The sequence below is a fragment of the Neisseria sp. Marseille-Q2251 genome (assembly GCF_940793045.1).
Classification (GTDB): domain Bacteria; phylum Pseudomonadota; class Gammaproteobacteria; order Burkholderiales; family Neisseriaceae; genus Neisseria.
Genome location: NZ_CALNWV010000002.1, coordinates 105,253 through 123,424, shown reverse-complemented (window position 1 = coordinate 123,424; position 18,172 = coordinate 105,253). Strand labels below are relative to the sequence as shown.

Here is an 18,172-nt window from a genome sequence, read left to right as displayed (position 1 = left end):
TATTTGATAAAATGTTAATTACATCACACTACAATTTTGTTATAATAATGCCCGAATTAGTTTACAACCCCACCTTACATCCAAAAAGGAAGAAAACATGGGCATTAAAGTTGCCATTAACGGATATGGCCGCATCGGCCGCCAAGTATTACGCGCCATCTACGATTACAACCTGCAAGACCAACTTGAAGTCGTCGCCGTCAACGCCAGCGGCAGCCTCGAAACCAACGCCCATCTGACCAAATTCGACACTGTTCACGGCCGCTTTAATGCCGACATTTCCCACGATGCGACCCACCTCATCATCAACGGCCGCAAAATCCCGTTCTTCTCCACCCGCAACCCCGCCGAACTGCCATGGCGCGACTTGGGCGTGGACTTGGTGATGGAATGCACCGGCTCGTTCACCAGCAAATCCAAAGCCAATGCCCATCTCGAAAGCGGCGCGAAAAAAGTGCTGATTTCCGCACCAGGCGAGGCTGATGTTGACGCGACCATCGTCTACGGTGTGAACGACGATGTGATTACCGACGACATGACCGTCATCTCCAATGCTTCCTGCACCACCAACTGCCTCGCCCCCGTCGCCAAAGTATTGAGCGAAAACATCGGCATCGTCAAAGGCGCGATGACCACCATCCACGCCCTGACCAACGACCAAACCGTGACCGACGTGCGCCATAAAGACTTGCGCCGCGCTCGCAGCGGTGTGGAAAACATGATTCCGACCAAAACCGGTGCGGCAAAAGCCGTCGGTTTGGTATTGCCTGAACTGAAAGGTAAACTTGACGGCCTCGCCATCCGCGTGCCGACCGTCAATGTCTCATTGGTGGATTTGAGCTTCCAAGCCGCGCGCGATACGAGTGTCGAAGAAATCAATGCGTTGATGAAGGCCGCTTCAGAAGAAGGTCGTCTGAAAGGCGTATTGGGCTACAACACGCTGCCGCTGGTGTCTATGGACTTCAACCACACCACCCAAGCCAGTACCTTTGACGCAACGCTGACCAAAGTAACCGACGGCAATATGGTCAAAGTGTTTGCCTGGTACGACAACGAGTGGGGCTTCAGCTGCCAAATGCTGAACACTGCCCGCCGTATGTTCGGTTTGGAAGTGCGCCCGTTTGAATAAAACGGATGGTTTGATACGCTAAAAGGTCGTCTGAAAACTTGAATTGCCCGGCAAAAATTGGGCGCGTATAAGAGACTGTTCGGACGTTTTGAATAAAGCTGGGTTCTGTATATTGCAGGACTCGGCTTTTTTAATTTTAAACTGCAACACTCATGGTTGTCGTCATACCTAAAAAGATGAAGCACCTAGTTGTAGGCAGGAATAAAAAACTGCACCTTTGTGAAGGTGCAGTTTACGGGTTTCAGACGACCGAATGATTGATTTTGTCCTTAACGCTGAAAGCTTTTGGGGAAAGGTTTTTTCTGAGAGACGGGCGCAAACTTAAATATAGTGGATTAAATTTAAATCAGGACAAGGCGACGAAGCCGCAGACAGTACAGATAGTACGGCAAGGCGAGGCAACGCCGTACTGGTTTAAAGTTAATCCACTATACTTTCTTACGTGCATTCCATTGTAGCGGACGGATACAATTTTGATATTGTGCACGTACTTTACCGCGTGTGTCTTCGCCGCATAGCTCTCCACCCACGCCTAAATAAAGTTTGTTACCGATGATTTTTGTTCCGACTGCGCCATGAAGAAATGCCTGTTTGGCAGAACCATCCGGTTGACCTGCAAAAACAGTGACCGCCCAGCCGCCGGAGCCGCCCAGATCAGGTGCGTTGGCGCAAGTGACCTTGCTCATGTCGTAGACAAAATCATGATAACCGTCGTTATTCAAATCGATAATATCCAAAGCTTGACCAACAGAGAATTTTCCTCCCATTTCACGGCAGGTTTGTTTATCTTCATTGATGGCTTCCTGTACTTTTTTAGGAATTGCTATGGGTGCGCGGTCGGCGGCAGCAAATTGCATGCTTGCCATGAGTACTGCCGTTAAAAGCAGTTTTTGCATGATTTTCTCCAAATTAGGCAAAATTGGTCGGCTGTATCAGGTATCCATGCTTGTTGCCATACTGAGTTTTCAGACGACCTAAACCAAGACTTATGGTGTTGCGACTGTAAATGTAACATCCACATGATCTTTTTGCTGTTTCAATTCGAAACAATCTAATCCCTCGCTATTTACGCAAACATTGACTATTTTTTTGCCGGTCCATTGAATGGAGGTTTCCGTTTCTTCGTTTATTTGACGTTTCATATTACGGGTTGGCAGGGTTTTGGGCAGCACTCCGTTTCCCCCCTCTTTTTTTAAAGCAGCAGTATAAGCGTCAGATAAAGAGTTACCTGAATAACGGCATTTGGTCACGCCGAATTCTGTTCCATCCCATTTCTGTTTGCCGCAGGAGAGTTTGGCTCCGCCGGCATTTGCGGCAGCAGTGGTCAGAAGCAGGGCAACAGCCAATACAATTTGTTTTTTCATCAACATTCCTTCAAATCATAGACGTAGATTGCATAAAAAAGATTCTAATCGTCTGTCCTGTCAGGGTTTCAGACGACCTGATCTGCATTTTACAGTTTCACCGAATGCTCGCGCGTTTCGTGGAACACGATGTCCGGCCAGCGTTCCTGCGTGAGTCCCAAATTCACGCGGTTGGGGGCGAGGTAGGCGAGGTTGCCGCCTGCGTCTATCGCCAGATTGCCCGCATTGGCTTTTTCAAACTCTGCCAGCTTTTTCTTGTCGTCGCACGATACCCAGCGCGCCGACCAGATGGATGCGTTGTCGAACACGGCTTCTACACCGTATTCGTTGGCGAGGCGCGAGGTAACGACTTCAAATTGCAGCACGCCGACTGCGCCCAAAATCAAATCTGCGCCGCTCATCGGTTTGAACACCTGTACCGCGCCTTCTTCGCCCAGCTGTTGCAAACCTTTTTGCAGTTGTTTGATTTTCAGCGGGTTTTTGATGCGGACGCTGCGGAACAGTTCGGGTGCGAAGAAGGGGATGCCGGTGAACGCCAGTTGTTCGCCTTCGGAAAAGCTGTCGCCGATTTGGATGTTGCCGTGGTTCGGGATGCCGATGATGTCGCCCGCGTAGGCTTCTTCCACCAGCTCGCGGTCGTGGGACATGAATGTAACCACGCTGGAGGCGGCGATTTCGCGGTTGATGCGCAGGTGTTTCATCTTCATGCCGCGCTCGAATTTGCCGGAGCAGACGCGTAAAAAGGCGATGCGGTCGCGGTGTTTCGGGTCCATATTGGCTTGGATTTTAAAGATAAATCCGGAAAATTTCGGCTCGTCCGGCTCGACCATGCGCACGGTCGCATCGCGCGGTTTCGGTGCGGGGGCCCAGTCAATCAATGAATTGAGGATTTCCTGAATACCGAAGTTGTTAATCGCCGAACCGAAGAACACGGGCGTGAGTTCGCCGGCGAGAAATTCGTCAAGATTGAACTCGTTGGAAGCCGCCTGCACCAATTCGATTTCGTCGCGCAGCTGCTGGATTTCCAGCGGAAAGCGTTGTTCCAATTCGGGATTGTTGATGCCTTTGATGATGTCGAACTCGTGCGGCAGGCGTTCGCCGCCGGCTTCAAAGAGATAGATTTCGTCGTTCAGGATGTGGTACACGCCTTTGAAGTTTTTGCCCATGCCGATCGGCCAAGTGACGGGTGCGCAGCGGATTTTTAAAATATTTTCCACTTCGTCCAGCAATTCCAAAGAATCGCGTACTTCGCGGTCGTATTTGTTCATGAACGTGACAATCGGCGTATTGCGCAGGCGGCAGACGTTCAAGAGTTTGATGGTTTGCGCTTCCACACCTTTGGCCGCGTCAATGACCATCAACGCGCTGTCCACGGCGGTTAAAACGCGGTAGGTATCTTCGGAGAAGTCTTGGTGTCCCGGCGTGTCCAAGAGGTTGACGGTGTGGTCTTTGTAGTCAAACTGCATCACGCTTGATGCCACGGAAATGCCGCGCTGCTTCTCGATTTCCATCCAGTCGGAGGTGGCGAATTTGCCGGTTTTCTTGCCTTTTACCGTCCCCGCGCTCTGAATCGCGCCTGAAAACAGCAAGAGTTTTTCAGTCAGCGTGGTTTTACCCGCGTCGGGGTGGGAGATGATGGCAAACGTGCGGCGGCGACGCACTTGGTCGAGGATTTCTTGGGACATGGGCTTTCTTTGCAAAAAGGTTCAGGCCGCTTTTCCGACGGCCTGAGAAAGGGTTGAGATGGCGGGGATTGTACAAAAAAACATTAATCGGTTCAATGATTAGGGGATAAAAAAGGTCGTCTGAAAATTTTCAGACGACCTTTTCACGATGGCGGATTAAGCCTTGTCGTGGAATTCGTGGAATTCATATTGGTAGGACAAGTCTTTACCTGCTTTTTTCTGCGCCAGATAATCGTCGTAAACGGCGCGGATTTCCTTGCGCAAGAGGAATAGGGCGATTAAGTTGGGGATGACCATGAAGCCGTTGAACATATCCGACAGGCTCCAAACCAAATTGACTTTGCCCAAGGTGCCCAACACGATGGCCAGCAGCACGAGCGCGCGGTAGATGCCCAAGTGTTTGCCTCTGAAGAGGAAGCGGATGTTGGACTCGCCGAAGTAATACCAACCGATGATGGTGGTGAAGGCGAAGAAGGTCAGGCAGACGGCGAGCAGTTGCGAGCCGAAGCCGGGGAAGGCTTTGCTGAAGGCGAATTGGGTCACCGCTGCGCCTTGTTCGCCGGAAAGGTTGGCATCGGTCAGGAGGATAATCAGCGCGGTGGCGGTGCAGACCAAGATGGTGTCGATGAATACGCCGATAAATGCTGCCAAGCCTTGTTGAACGGGGTGGTTCACGTCGGCGGTGGCGTGTGCGTGCGGTGTCGAACCCATACCCGCTTCGTTGGAAAACAAGCCGCGTGCCACGCCGAAACGGACGGCTTCGCGCATACCGATACCCGCTGCGCCGCCTAAAACGGCTTCAGGATTGAAGGCGGCGGTAAAGATGTGGTTGAACATCGGTATGATGTGGTCGGAGAATTTGAACAGGATAACGACGGCACACAAAATATAGATAATCGCCATAAACGGCACGACGAATTGGGCGATGTTGGCGATGCGGTTGACGCCGCCGACGATAATCATGCCCGCGAGGACGGCGAGGACGATGCCGACTGCCAATGCCGGTACGTTAAAGGCGATGGTAACGGAGGAGGCGATGGAGTTCGCCTGCGTGGCGTTGCCGATAAAGCCCAGCGCGATAATCAGGGCGATGGAGAAGAAGCCCGATAAGAAACGTGCCGCGCCGCGCCCGATTTTCGGGGTCAGGCCGTGCGTGATGTAGAACGCGGGACCGCCGATGTATTTGCCGTGGCTGACGACGCGGTATTTTTGCGCGAGCAGGGCTTCGGCGAAAATCGTGGACATCCCCAAAACGGCGGAAAGCCACATCCAAAAAATCGCGCCCGGTCCGCCTGCAGTAATGGCGGTTGCTACGCCGGCGACGTTGCCCGTGCCGATTTGCGCGGAGACAGCGACAGCGAGTGCTTGGAATTGCGACAAAGATTTATCGTCTTTGTCTTTTTTGGAAAACAAACCGCCGAAAACGGATTTGAACCCTGCCCCCAATTTAGTAATCTGCGGCGCGCCTAGATAGAGTGTGAAAAACAGGCCGATGCCCAAAAGGGCGTAAATCAACATGTAATCCCACAGAATCAGATTGACTGCGCCCACCAGTGCAGACAATGTTTCTTCCATAATTACAAACCTTATATTGAAAAATGAACAGATGACGGCATCCGTCGGCGGTTACTCCGTTGAATGCCGTTGTGTCGGACGGTGCGGCGAGCAGGCCGTTTTCGTCCGTTTTGCCCCAAGTTGTCAACAATCCTGAAGCAGGCCTGCATGATACCGTAAACCTTTTGTGAGGCAAACGAAAAAAAGGGTCAGGTTTGGGCAAAGACAAGATTTTTGCGTTTTTTCGGGCGCAGGCAGCGTTTTCAGACGACCCTTTGGCAGGATGAAGGGTCGTCTGAAATATTTTAGGCATATCCAACCTATGTTAAAATGCGCCCTTTGAAAATGAGCAAAAGCCCGCCGGATAAGGCGGAAAATCGAAAGGAATCCATATATGGCAGGTCATAGCAAGTGGGCGAATATCCAGCATAAAAAAGCCCGTCAAGATGCCAAGCGCGGCAAAATCTTCACCCGTTTGATCAAAGAAATCACCGTTGCAGCCCGCATGGGCGGCGGCGACCCCGGCGCCAACCCGCGCCTGCGCCTGGCTTTGGAAAAAGCCGCCGAAAACAATATGCCCAAAGACAACGTGCAACGCGCCATCGACAAAGGTACGGGCAATTTGGAAGGCGTGGAATACATCGAACTGCGCTACGAAGGCTACGGCATCGGCGGCGCGGCGCTGATGGTGGACTGCCTGACCGACAACAAAACCCGCACCGTTGCCGACGTGCGCCATGCGTTCACCAAAAACGGCGGCAACTTGGGCACCGACGGCTGCGTGGCGTTCAACTTCGTGCATCAGGGTTATTTGGTGTTCGAACCAGGCGTTGACGAGGATGCGCTGATGGAAGCAGCTCTGGAAGCCGGTGCGGAAGACGTGATTGCCAACGACGACGGCTCCATCGAAGTCATCACCGCCCCGAACGATTGGGCGGGCGTGAAAGCGGCATTGGAAGCCGCGGGCTACAAATCCGTTGACGGCGACGTCACCATGCGCGCCCAAAACGAAACCGAACTCTCCGGCGACGATGCCGTCAAAATGCAGAAACTGATTGACGCGCTGGAAGATTTGGACGACGTGCAGGACGTTTACACCTCCGCGGTTTTGAATCTGGATTAATAGAAAAGATTGAAAGCAGACCTGATGGGTCTGCTTTTTTTGCGTCTGGGATTTTAGGCGGTTTGCTGGAATCTCCAATGGCTCGTGGGCATAGCCCACGCTACATAGCCTGTTGACAACACTTACGCCGTAGCCGTAGCGTGGACTTTGTCCACGAAAACAATTAACACAAAGGTCGTCTGAAAACTCGATGTAGGTTTTCAGACGACCTTTCATATTTGGACTACATATCGGTTTTGGTGTGCGTTGTATCCGTAGCGTGGGTTCTACCCACGAAGATAATTGATGGACAGGTCGTCTGAAATCTTGATTGGTTTGTGCACGCTACGGGGTTTGCAGATAACACAAATACCGTAGCGTAGCGTGAACTTTGTCCACGAAAACGATAGACATAAAAAGGTCGTCTGAAAAACTTAAAAATCAAGTTTTCAGACGACCTTTTATGTTTGAACTGCCTATCGGTTTTGGCTGGCTCGGTAGAAGGCGATGAGGCCGTTGGTAGAACTGTCGTGTTGCGGGTTACCGCGGTCGAGTTCGGGTTCGATGGTTTTGGCGAGTTCTTTGCCGTATTCGACGCCCCATTGGTCGAAGGGGTTGATGCCCCAAATCGCGCCTTGGACGAAGGTGCGGTGTTCGTATGCCGCCATGAGCATGCCGAGGCGGCGGGGGTCGGTGGCGCTGAGGAGGAGGCTGTTGCTCGGGCGGTTGCCGGGGAATTCTTTTTGCGGGGCGAGGCGTTCGCGTTCGGCTTCGGGCAGGTTGGCAAGTTCGGCGCGGGCTTCTTCGAGGGTTTTGCCTTTCATCAGGGCTTCGGCTTGGGCGAAGGCGTTGGCGACGGTAAAGCGGTGTTGGCGGTTGATGCCGTAGGCGGTGGTCATGGGGACGATGAAGTCGCAGGGGATAAGCCGTGTGCCTTGGTGGAGGAGTTGGAAATAGGCGTGCTGGCAGTTGACACCTTCTTCGCCGAAGACGATGCCGCCTGTGGTATGGGGGACGGGACGACCGTCGGCGGTGCGGTTTTTGCCCAGGCTTTCCATGTCGAGCTGGTTGAGCCACGAAGGTAGGTGGCGCAGGTTGTGGCTGTATGGGACGGCGGTTTGTCCGTCGGCATGCTGGAAGTTGTTGTACCAGATGCTGATGAGTGCCATGAGGACGGGGATGTTGCGGCGGTAGGGGGTTTGGAAGAAGTGGGTGTCCATGGCGTGCGCGCCGGCGAGGAGTTCGCGGAAGCGGTCTATGCCGACGGCGACCATGACGGGCAGACCGATGGTCGACCAGACGGAATAGCGTCCGCCGACCCAGTCGAACATGGCGAAGACGTTGTCGGGTGCGATGCCGAAGTTTCGGGCGGCGGCAACGTCGGAGGAAATGGCGCAGAAGTGGCGGTAGATGCCGGATTCGGGCAAACCTGCATCCCGATACCATGCGCGGGCGGCGTAGGCGTTGAGCAGGGTTTCGGGCGTGCGGAAGGATTTGCTGGCGATGCTGAATACGGTGGTCTCGGGTTTTAGGTGGGCGAGTGTGCGGCTGATGTCGGCGTCGTCTGAATTGCTGACGAAGTGGACGCGGATGTTTTGGCGGTAGGCTTTGAGGGCTTCTACGCACATTCTGGGACCGAGGTCGGAGCCTCCTATGCCGATGTGGACGAAGTCGGTAATGGGTTTGTCGGTGATGCCTCTGTGGCTGCCGTTGTTGAGTGCTTCGGCGTAGGCGAGGGCGCGGTCGAGTTCGCGGTGGATTTTGGGGAGGATGTTTTCGCCGTCAACGTAAACGGGTGCTGCGTCGGGCGGCAGGCGCAAGGCGGTATGGAGGACGGCGCGGTGTTCGCTGAGGTTGATTTTTTCGCCGTTTTGCATGGCGTGCATTTGTCCGGCTAGCGGCGAGGCTTCGGCAAGGCGGCACAAGAGTTGCAAAGTGTCTTCGCCGAGGCGGTTTTTGCTGTAATCGAAGAGGAGACCGTCTAGGGTTTCGTGCATATTGCCGAAGCGGTCGGGTTCGGCGGCGAAGCGGTCGCGCAGGTGGATGTGTTGTGTGTCGAGCCGGTGTTGTTCAAGGGCTTGCCATGCTTCGGTAAATGCGGTCATCGGGTTTCCTTCGGGATTGGGTTCGCTCATTCGGCGGGATGTGATTTAGTTATAGATTGTCGTTGTAGTGATTGGTTCGATACGGTGAATATTTATGTAGTCATATGTAGTTTAACAAAGGGGCGCGGGTTTGGCGAATATGGGTAGTCAAACGGCGTAGGAATTGTATGCAATTTGCAATTTATATGCTTGATTTTTATCAAGGTTTTTTAAAATTTTCGGTATGACACCGATGTCAGGTGTGCTATGCTTCGTAATCAAATGAAACAGGGCTGAGGCGGGAGTCGTAAGATGGCTACAATTTATGATGTTGCTGCTTATGCGGGCGTCTCACCCAAAACGGTCAGCCGCGTCATCAACGGCGATGCGCCGGTCAGCGATACAACGCGTGCGAAAGTCGAAACCGCGATTGCGGCTTTGGGTTATATCCCGTCTTCGGCGGCGCGGGTGATGCGGTCGAACCGTTCGGACTTGGTCGGACTGATTACCGGCGCCATCTCGCGCACGGGCGAATACGGCGGGGTACACGGTCTGCCGGATATGTTTTTAATCAAAGGCATCCAGCAGAAAATCCGCGAAGCGGGCAAAACGCTGATGATTGCGGATACGGACAACCGCTACGAGCAAATCGACCCTTTGGTCAGGACGTTTATGGAGCACCGCGCGGAAGGCATTTTGTATGTAACCGAGTCGCACCGCGAAATCGTCCTGCCCGAAATGTCCAACCGCTGCCCAATGGTTTTGGTCAACTGCTTCGACACGGCGGGTACGCCGTCGGTTTTGCCGGACGACGAGCGCGGGCAATACGATTTGGTACGCAACATCATCCGGCGCGGACACCGCCGTATCGCTTACATTACTTTGCAGGCGGGCGCAGAAGCGACGCGGCTGCGTTTGGCGGGCTACCGACGCGCTTTGGACGAAGCAGACATGGTGTTCGATCCCGACTTGGTGCAAACCGGTATCACCGACTTTGCCAACGGCAGCGAACCTTTGATTGCGGCAGTGTTGAAACTATTGTCGCTTGCCGACCCGCCGACGGTCATTTGCTGCGGTAACGACGAAATGGCGGTCCGCGTTTACGGCATTTTGAGGACGCGCGGCGTGCGCGTTCCAGAGCAGGTGTCGGTGGCAGGTTACGACAACCACAGCGCGATTGCCGAAACCCTGTTCCCGCCGCTGACCAGCACTGAGCTGCCCTATATGCGCATGGGCGCGCTGGCGGCGGAAATCCTGTTCGACATTATCGAGACCAAAGAAACCGCCCGTCCGCCCGTTCGGGTTGTCGGAGAAACGATTTGGCGGCAGTCGGTCACGGCATTGAAGTAAAACATCCTTTCAGACGACGTCTGCTTTATGAGGCTGACACAATACGACAATAAAAGGTCGTCTGAAAACACAAACAACACATCACGTTATCCATTTGCAACGTATCAATACGATACGCCCAAAAATAAAGAAAGCGGCTCAACCGCTTCGACTATGCAGTGTTTCCCGCAGTTTGTTGTTCCATGTTTTCTTCTTATACAGTCCAGGAGTCGCTTCAAAATGAAGATTTCCCCACAAGTATCCCTGACGCTTCGCCAGATTATGCTGATGAACTTCGGCTTCTTCGGCATTCAATACAGCTTCGGTTTGCAGCAAACCGCCATCAATCCGATTTTCAGTTTCTTACAAGCTGACCCTGCAAAACTGCCTTACCTCAATATGGCAGGACCGATTACCGGTTTGCTGGTGCAGCCCCTTATCGGTGCCATGAGCGACCGTACATGGATTCCCGGACTCGGCCGCCGCCGTCCGTATTTCCTGCTCGGCGCCATCGGTTGCAGCTTGTGTTTGTTCTTCTATCCGCACGTTACCGCATTGTGGGTTGCCGTATTGCTGCTGTGGCTCTTAGACATCAGCAACAATACCGCCATGGAGCCTTTCCGCGCCTTCATCGCCGATACCGTTCCCGAACGCCAGCAATCCACCGGCTTTTTGATGCAGTCAGTGTTTACCGGCTTGGGCATTACCCTTGCCAACATATCGCTCTATGCCTTCAAGAAAATCGACTGGTTGAACCAAACCTCCGAAGCGGGCATCCCCTACTGGGTATTCGGCTCGTTCTATATTGGCGCCGTTTGCTCCATCGGCTCTGTTTTAGTGACCGTATTGTCCACCCCCGAACATGAGCCGTCTCCTGAAGAGCTGGCGGCGATTAAAGCCCAATCCGGCGGTCCTGTTGAAGCCATTAAAGAAATTTACCATGCTATTAAAGACATGCCGAAACCCTTGTGGCAGCTCGCTTCGGTTTACCTCTTCCAATGGTACGCACTCTTCATCTACTGGCAATACATCTCCCATAGTCTCGCCAAATCTATATGGAATGCTACCTCTGCCAACAAAGTCGCATATGAGGACGCAGTGGCATGGACCGGTGTGGTCAATGGCTTTTACAACGTCGTGACCTTTATTTCTGCCTTCGGATTGATGTGGATGGCGCGCAAATACGCCGCCAAATACGTCCATGCCTTTGCCGTTACCCTTGCCGCACTCGCCCTTTTGGCGATTCCGCATGTTACCGATAAAAACATGATGCTCGCCCCGATGATCGGCTTCGGTATCGGCTGGGCAAGTATGATGGGCGTGCCGTTTATGATTGTCGTGCATTCCATCCCGAAAGAACGCTACGGCGTGTATATGGGCATCGTCAACATGATGATTGTGATTCCGATGCTGATCCAAACCCTTACCTTCAGTAAAATCTATGAGAACTTGCTCGGCGCCGACCCGGGACATGCCATGACTTTTGCCGGTGTCCTCCTTATCATCGCCGCCGTACTGACCCTGACCATCAAAACGTCAAACAAACCTTATGGCGTAGAATCGGCAGGCTGATTCAGGCATTTGCCAAGAGGTCGTCTGAAAACTCGGAATTAAGGTTTTCAGACGACCTTTTTGTTTGATTGTGCCGCTTTGTTTTAAACGGGGGCGGTTTGTATAGTGGATTAACTTTAAACCAGTACGGCGTTGCCTCGCCTTGCTGTACTATCTGTACTGTCTGCGGCTTCGTCGCCTTGTCCTAATTTAAATTTAATCCACTATAGAAGCCCGGATTGGGTCGGAAGATCGCCGTATCCCCGCAAAAGCTGACGGCAAAGCGTTTACATGGCAAAATACCACCTGTTTGCAGGTCATCCGAATTTTTCAGACGACCTTTTACCCTCTTCAAAAGGAATCCCCATGTCTTTGCAAAACATCATCGAAACCGCCTTTGAAAACCGCGCGGACATCACCCCGACCACCGTTACCCCCGAAGTCAAAGAAGCCGTGTTGGAAACCATCCGCCAACTCGATTCAGGCAAATTTCGCGTCGCCGAACGCTTGGGTGTGGGCGAATGGAAAGTCAACGAATGGGCGAAAAAAGCCGTCCTGCTTTCCTTCCGCATCCAAGACAACGAAGTCCTCAACGACGGCGTGAACAAATACTTCGACAAAGTGCCGACCAAGTTTGCCGACTGGTCTGAAGACGAATTCCGCGCTGCCGGTTTCCGCGCCGTACCCGGTGCCGTTGCGCGCCGCGGCAGCTTTGTTGCCAAAAACGTCGTTTTGATGCCGTCTTATGTCAACATCGGCGCATACGTTGACGAAGGCGCGATGGTCGATACTTGGGCAACCGTCGGCTCTTGCGCGCAAATCGGTAAAAACGTTCACTTGAGCGGCGGCGTCGGCATCGGCGGCGTACTCGAACCCCTGCAAGCCAGCCCGACCATCATTGAAGACAACTGCTTCATCGGCGCGCGTTCCGAAATCGTCGAAGGCGTGATTGTCGAAGAAGGCAGCGTGATTTCCATGGGCGTGTTCATTGGACAATCCACTAAAATCTTCGACCGCACTACCGGCGAAATCTACCAAGGCCGCGTACCGGCAGGCTCGGTTGTCGTGTCTGGCAGTATGCCTTCCAAAGACGGCAGCCACAGCCTCTACTGCGCCGTCATCGTCAAACGCGTGGACGCACAAACCCGCGCCAAAACCAGCGTCAACGAATTGCTGCGCGGTATTTAATCGGCGAACAGAAAAGGGGAGGTCGTCTGAAACAGCGCAAAACACAAATGGGCTTCAGGCAAACGGTTTCCCTTGTTTGAATGGAAAGAGGTCGTCTGAAAACCGGATTTCGGGTTTTCAGACGACCTCTTCATATGGTGAATCGGTTTTAGAACCTGCTTGGTTGGATGCTGTTTTCTTTACCATAAAAAAGCAACGGATAAACCGTTGCTTTTTTGTTTGGTCTGTAAATCTTACAAACTGCCCAGCACGATACGCAATACGCGGCGCAGGGGTTCGGCTGCGCCCCATAAGAGCTGGTCGCCGACGGTGAAGGCGCTGATGTATTCGCCGCCCATGCCCAGTTTGCGGATGCGTCCGACGGGGACGGACAGCGTGCCGGTGACTTTGGCGGGCGTCAGCTCGTGGATGCTGGCTTCTTTTTCGTTGGGGATGACTTTCACCCAATCGTTCGCGCCTGCCAAAATCGCTTCGATTTCAGAAACGGGCAGGTCTTTTTTCAGCTTCAGGGTGATGGCTTGGCTGTGGCAGCGCATAGAGCCGATGCGGACGCACAAGCCGTCAATCACGGTCGGATTGTCGCTGCGGCCGAGGATTTTGTTGGTTTCCACGCCGCCTTTCCATTCTTCTTTGGACTGGCCGTTGCCCAAATCCACGTCAATCCACGGAATCAGGCTGCCGGCGAGCGGTACGCCGAAGTTGGCTTTCGGATAGTCTTCGCTGCGCAGGAAATCGGACACTTTGCGGTCGATGTCGAGAATCGCGCTGGAAGGATCGGCAAGCTCGTCCGCTACTTGGGCGTGAATCGCGCCCATGCCGCTGATGAGTTCGCGCATATTTTTCGCGCCTGCACCGGATGCGGCTTGGTAGGTCATGCTGGTCGCCCATTCGACCAAGTCGTTTTGGAACAGGCCGCCCAACGCCATCAGCATCAGGGAGACGGTGCAGTTGCCGCCGATGTAGTTTTTCACGCCGTTTTTGAGGCCCTCGTCGATGACGTTGCGGTTGACGGGGTCGAGGACGATAATCGCGTCGTCTTTCATCCGCAGAGATGACGCTGCGTCAATCCAGTAGCCGTTCCAGCCGCTGTCGCGCAGGGGCTGGAACACGGATTTGGTGTAATCGCCGCCTTGGCAGGTGACGATGATGTCCATCTTGACAAGTTCGGCAACGTCGTTCGCGTCCAATAATGATTTTGCCGTCTGACCGAAATCAGGTGCCGCACCGCCGACGTTGGATGTGGTGAAGAAGAACGCTTCGGGAATGTGGGCGAAGTCGTTTTCTTCTTTCATACGCTGCATCAAAACCGAACCGACCATTCCGCGCCAGCCGACGAAACCTACTTTCATGTTGAGCTCCTTAGGGGGAAATTGTTAACAAATTTCTGAATAGGGGAAAAGGAAGAGTTTTAAACCTGTTTGAGGTAAATGTAAAGTTTTTTATGTTGTTTCGGGAGCAAGAGGGGAGGTCGTCTGAAAAATCAGCGTTCCTGCCAAACCGGAATGTTCCGAAAGCAAACCTGATGCAAAGTTGCAGGCTCGCATTCAAGAAGCATCCAAGGTTTCGCAGGAACGCTGAGAGCGATGACGTACCGTTTGCCAGCATTTTGATAACCGAAATGCCGCACTGTTTTTCAGACGACCTTTCGGATCAGTATCGGATATCGACGGTTACCTTATCCTTATATTCGCCCGGGGTGTAGTCGGTGTTTTGGACTTCTGCCGAGATGGTGTGTGTCTGGCTGCTGCCGTCGCCGGTAAACTCTTGCGCCTTGCCCGGAGCAGATGGCTTATTGCCCCAAAAAGGAGCAGTTGCATAGGTACCTTTTCGGAGGCGGTAGGGGACTTTGTCGGTGTTGGCGGGATTGGTGGATTTCATCTCGCCCCTGCCTTCCTGATTGTTGTTGGAAGGAATCAGACCGACGGTGTAGGGCGTGCCGTTGGTGCAGCGGACGGTGAGGTTGCCCGACTGCTTCAGGTTGGTACTGCCTGCGGTGTGTGTGCCGAAGTCGATGTCGTCGGCGGAGATGAATTCGCAAACGGGCGCAACATGGGCTTGGACGTAAAAGGGGAAACGTTGGTTGGTTAGGAATCCCCCGCAATCGACAGGGTCGGGAGCAGTATCATATGCAGCCCTCCAACTTAAGGCGGTAGAGCCATTGATAAAGTTCGAGAGATAAGAGTGCCCAGTGGTCGTGGGTATGATATTACTTTGTCCGCTAACCAATCTTGCTTTAATAGTCATGCTTCCTGTGACAGTGTCTTTGGCTGGGATGCGCATGATATCTGTGCTGGCACTGCTGGGAGAGTTTGCCGTGTTATCCGTTCCCCAGTAAGTATTATCGGATTTAAGTAATAACAGTTGCAGCGTTTGGGAACGGTTTTGGGTATAAAACATCTTCCGTGGAGTGTATATGCTTGTTGAGCCCTGACCCCCGTCAATATTGAAACACAGGCGTACTTTTAAGGGTTGGGTAATGGTGTTGGAGCATGTGTAGTTAATGGTGGCTTGAATATCTTCCGGCTGGTTGTTGTTCAGAAGGTTGACGCCGTTGCCTTGGCTTCCGAATACCAAGGCAGGCTGTCCGTTGAAAGTTCCATTGCCTTGCACTGTGGCGGTGCATTGTACAAATCTTCCAGCTTCGCCACTGTTTGCCCAAGTCTGTCCTGCGGACAGGGACAGCAGTCCGAATACGGCAGGCAATGTCATTTGTCGGAAAAGACGGTTTGCGGTTTTCAGACGACCTCTCTTTATATTTATCTGCATATGATGTCTCCCAGTTCCGGGATGGAATCCGGATTGTGTGTTTCAGGGTATTCCGCTTCGAAGGTGCAAGTTCCGCCGTTTTCAGGGAGGATGACTGTGAAGCGGTTTCTACCTTCTTTCATGTTTTCAATATATGTTTTGCCGTCGAAGCCGGTTACGGCTGCCGGGGTGCCGTCTTCGGCAGTAATGCTGCCGCCGCTCGGGAGTAATTGGTTTTGTGCGTCTTTCAGCGTCATGGTGGCGGCGCGGGTACGCTGGATTTTGAATTCGACGCGCATGCCCGAGCGTTCGGGCGGGGCGATTTCGGCGACGGTGTGTTCAAGCTGGACGTCCAACGGCAATTCGGCAATATCGACGCTGACGGTGTTTTTTTGGTAGGCGGAGAGGCCGGGGATCAGTGCCAGCCCTTTACGGTTGGTTTTGCCTACGGGCATGCCGCCTGCGCGGATGGGGACGTCCGCCATATCGCCGGTGCTGACGACGGCGAAACTGTCGTTGACTTGGCGGGTGGCGAAGAGGCTGCCGCCCATGAGGACGAGACCGCCCCTCCAGCCTGCGTTCCAGTTGCTGTTGCCGCTTTGGCTGTAAACGTTTGCCCAGCCGTCGCCGTAGGTGTTTTGATGGCGGATGTTGCCGTTGAAGGTATTGCTGCGGCTGCCGTTTGCGTTGTCGTTTTGCTGCCAGCCTATGCCCCAGCTGGTACTGCCCATGCCGCTGCTGGTTTTGTTCAGGGTTGCTTGGTAGCTGGTGTTGTGTTTGTTTCTGCTGATGCCCGCGGAGGTTGAGTAGCCGTTGTCAAGGCTGACGGAGAGGCCTGCGTGGAAACTCAGTTCGCGTTTGTTGCGGAAGTTTTTATTGGCGCCGGCATAGAGTGAAGCGCTTTTTTTGAAGCTGCGGCTCCAGCCGAACGAGCCTACGCCGTCGGCGGGACTGCCTTCGGTATGGGAATGGACGTAGGACAGGCTGAATGAGCCGAGTTTGTCGCTGCTCCAGCCTGCGGATGCGGATGCGGAGGTGGCGGGATGGCGTGTGGCTTTGAAAAAGTCTGCGCCGTATGCGGTGTCGCCCAGTTCGGCAAATTGTCCGTTGGTGCGGCTTGCGCCTGCGCTGAGGGAGAGTTTGTCCCATTGGGTACTGAAAAACGCGCTGCCGCGTCGTCCTGTTTTGCCTGCGAAGCGGCTTTCAGCATAGGTAAGATTGAGTTGTCCGAGCGAACCCAATACGGTATCGGCGGCAATGCCCGCCTGACGGTAACCACGCGCGGCTTCGCCGTGAATTTGGGCGGTCAGGGTATTGCTGACGCCGTAACGCAACGTACCGGAGGCGGCGGGGTCGGATTGGTATTTTGCGGAACGGATGCCGTAATCGCGGCGGACGTAGCCTGCTTCAAACGACCATTCGTTCAAGCCTTTTGCTAAAAGTCCGCTGCCGCCGTAAAGCGGCATATCGACGACGACGGTGCGCCCCAGTACGTCGGTGGCGACGACTTGGGCGTTGCTGCGGCCGCTGATGGACGGCGGTAGGATGAGTTCGTATTCGCCCGCTTCGACGTCGCGGCTCATTTGTTTGACACCGTCAATATAGAGATCGACCGTGCCGGGTAGGGTGCTTTTACCGAGGTAGGAACGCAGCGGGGTGGTTTGTTTCCACGGGCGGGTGTTGTAAGTGCGGGAGATTTTGATGCCGCCGATGCGCGTACCGCCCCATGAGCCGATTTGTCCGGTCAGGGTGTCGCCCACGGTCAGCGATATGCCTTGTTCGGGCCAGACGGTGCGCCAGTAGGTATCCAGACGGGCGGTGTTGCTGCGGGAGCCGCTTTCTTTGTTGTGGCTTCGGTTGGCAAATTGGGTGTGGTTCAGGTAGCCCCAAGGCGTACTCAGGCGCATTTCACCGAAAACGCCCTGCGTGCCGCTGCCGGAATTGTTACGCGAGATATTGGTGTCGTAGTTCAGAACGGCGGCAAAGCCGGGTTTGGCGATGGCGTAGCGGTTTTCCTGCGGTGCGCCGATTCGGGCGGTTTTCAGGTCGGGCTGCCATTCGAGGGGGGCGGTGAGATCAAGGGTTTGCGCGGCGGCATCGTATTTCACCTGCAAACCGGGGATGGCGGAGAGTTCGAACCATACGCCCGCGCCGGGTGTGGAAGCGCCGTCCTGTATTTCAGGCACGACGCCGTTTTTGCCTGCCTCGGCAGCTTCTGCGTCGGGCAGGGCAATGCCGTAGGCGCGCAGAGATTCGGGGCGCGCGTATAGCACGCCGTTACGCGACATGAAGGGTTCGATACCGTCGCGTATGCTGCCGTTGACTTTGACCTGCGGGTAAACAGTCAGCCATGCCTGCTCGTAGGCAGCAGGCGCCGCCTGCGTCAGGATGTCTTGAGCAGGGGAGGGCAGGGCGTAGAAACACAGCATCAGCGCGGTACT

General features: G+C 54.0%; 13 protein-coding genes. 5 read left to right on the top strand and 8 right to left on the bottom strand.

What is annotated here, in order from left to right; all coding sequences use genetic code 11:
• Positions 1 to 97: 97 nt before the first annotated feature.
• Complete coding sequence (gene gap, locus AAG834_RS01800) at positions 98 to 1,129, top strand: type I glyceraldehyde-3-phosphate dehydrogenase (protein WP_040667998.1); 1,032 nt, start codon at positions 98 to 100, stop codon at positions 1,127 to 1,129.
• A gap of 428 nt (positions 1,130 to 1,557) precedes the next feature.
• On the opposite strand, the gene AAG834_RS01790 is transcribed toward gap, so the two are convergent.
• The 4 genes from AAG834_RS01790 to AAG834_RS01775 all read right to left on the bottom strand — a co-directional run bounded on the left by AAG834_RS01790 (position 1,558) and on the right by AAG834_RS01775 (position 5,753).
• Positions 1,558 to 2,025: a hypothetical protein gene (locus tag AAG834_RS01790; protein WP_342031071.1), complete on the bottom strand. Its 468-nt coding sequence runs from the start codon at positions 2,023 to 2,025 to the stop codon at positions 1,558 to 1,560.
• Between the two features lie 90 nt (positions 2,026 to 2,115).
• Entirely contained in the window at positions 2,116 to 2,493 is a 378-nt protein-coding gene (locus tag AAG834_RS01785; protein WP_342031070.1) for a cytochrome C, read from the bottom strand.
• Between the two features lie 89 nt (positions 2,494 to 2,582).
• On the bottom strand, positions 2,583 to 4,178 hold the full coding sequence (locus AAG834_RS01780; protein WP_003767654.1) for a peptide chain release factor 3: 1,596 nt from the start codon (positions 4,176 to 4,178) through the stop codon (positions 2,583 to 2,585).
• A 156-nt stretch (positions 4,179 to 4,334) separates the two neighbouring features.
• Complete coding sequence (locus AAG834_RS01775; protein WP_342031069.1) at positions 4,335 to 5,753, bottom strand: alanine/glycine:cation symporter family protein; 1,419 nt, start codon at positions 5,751 to 5,753, stop codon at positions 4,335 to 4,337.
• 373 nt (positions 5,754 to 6,126) lie between these two features.
• Here AAG834_RS01775 and AAG834_RS01770 point away from each other — a divergent pair, with 373 nt between their 5' ends.
• A complete protein-coding gene (locus AAG834_RS01770; RefSeq protein WP_019270986.1) occupies positions 6,127 to 6,855 on the top strand; it encodes a YebC/PmpR family DNA-binding transcriptional regulator in 729 nt (242 codons plus the stop codon).
• Between the two features lie 455 nt (positions 6,856 to 7,310).
• Here the strand turns inward: AAG834_RS01770 and pgi are convergent, their stop codons facing one another.
• Positions 7,311 to 8,939 (bottom strand): glucose-6-phosphate isomerase, encoded by a 1,629-nt coding sequence (gene pgi, locus AAG834_RS01765; RefSeq protein ID WP_342031068.1) that lies wholly within the window; start codon positions 8,937 to 8,939, stop codon positions 7,311 to 7,313.
• 291 nt (positions 8,940 to 9,230) lie between these two features.
• Between pgi and AAG834_RS01760 the strand changes: the two genes are divergently transcribed.
• The 3 genes from AAG834_RS01760 to dapD all read left to right on the top strand — a co-directional run bounded on the left by AAG834_RS01760 (position 9,231) and on the right by dapD (position 12,986).
• Positions 9,231 to 10,268 carry a LacI family DNA-binding transcriptional regulator gene (locus AAG834_RS01760; protein ID WP_342031067.1) on the top strand — a complete coding sequence of 346 codons (1,038 nt, stop codon included), beginning with the start codon at positions 9,231 to 9,233 and terminating at the stop codon, positions 10,266 to 10,268.
• A 219-nt stretch (positions 10,269 to 10,487) separates the two neighbouring features.
• A complete protein-coding gene (locus AAG834_RS01755) occupies positions 10,488 to 11,819 on the top strand; it encodes an MFS transporter (RefSeq protein ID WP_009311053.1) in 1,332 nt (443 codons plus the stop codon).
• 345 nt (positions 11,820 to 12,164) lie between these two features.
• Positions 12,165 to 12,986: a 2,3,4,5-tetrahydropyridine-2,6-dicarboxylate N-succinyltransferase gene (gene dapD, locus AAG834_RS01745; protein WP_342031092.1), complete on the top strand. Its 822-nt coding sequence runs from the start codon at positions 12,165 to 12,167 to the stop codon at positions 12,984 to 12,986.
• A 233-nt stretch (positions 12,987 to 13,219) separates the two neighbouring features.
• On the opposite strand, the gene asd is transcribed toward dapD, so the two are convergent.
• From asd to AAG834_RS01730, 3 genes are all read right to left on the bottom strand, one after another.
• Positions 13,220 to 14,335, bottom strand: a complete 1,116-nt coding sequence (gene asd / locus AAG834_RS01740; protein WP_342031066.1) for an aspartate-semialdehyde dehydrogenase — start codon at positions 14,333 to 14,335, stop codon at positions 13,220 to 13,222.
• A gap of 301 nt (positions 14,336 to 14,636) precedes the next feature.
• Positions 14,637 to 15,752: a Csu type fimbrial protein gene (locus AAG834_RS01735; RefSeq protein ID WP_070602445.1), complete on the bottom strand. Its 1,116-nt coding sequence runs from the start codon at positions 15,750 to 15,752 to the stop codon at positions 14,637 to 14,639.
• Entirely contained in the window at positions 15,743 to 18,160 is a 2,418-nt protein-coding gene (locus AAG834_RS01730) for a fimbria/pilus outer membrane usher protein (protein ID WP_342031091.1), read from the bottom strand. Before AAG834_RS01730 ends, AAG834_RS01735 begins: the two co-directional genes overlap by 10 nt.
• Positions 18,161 to 18,172: the final 12 nt, after the last annotated feature.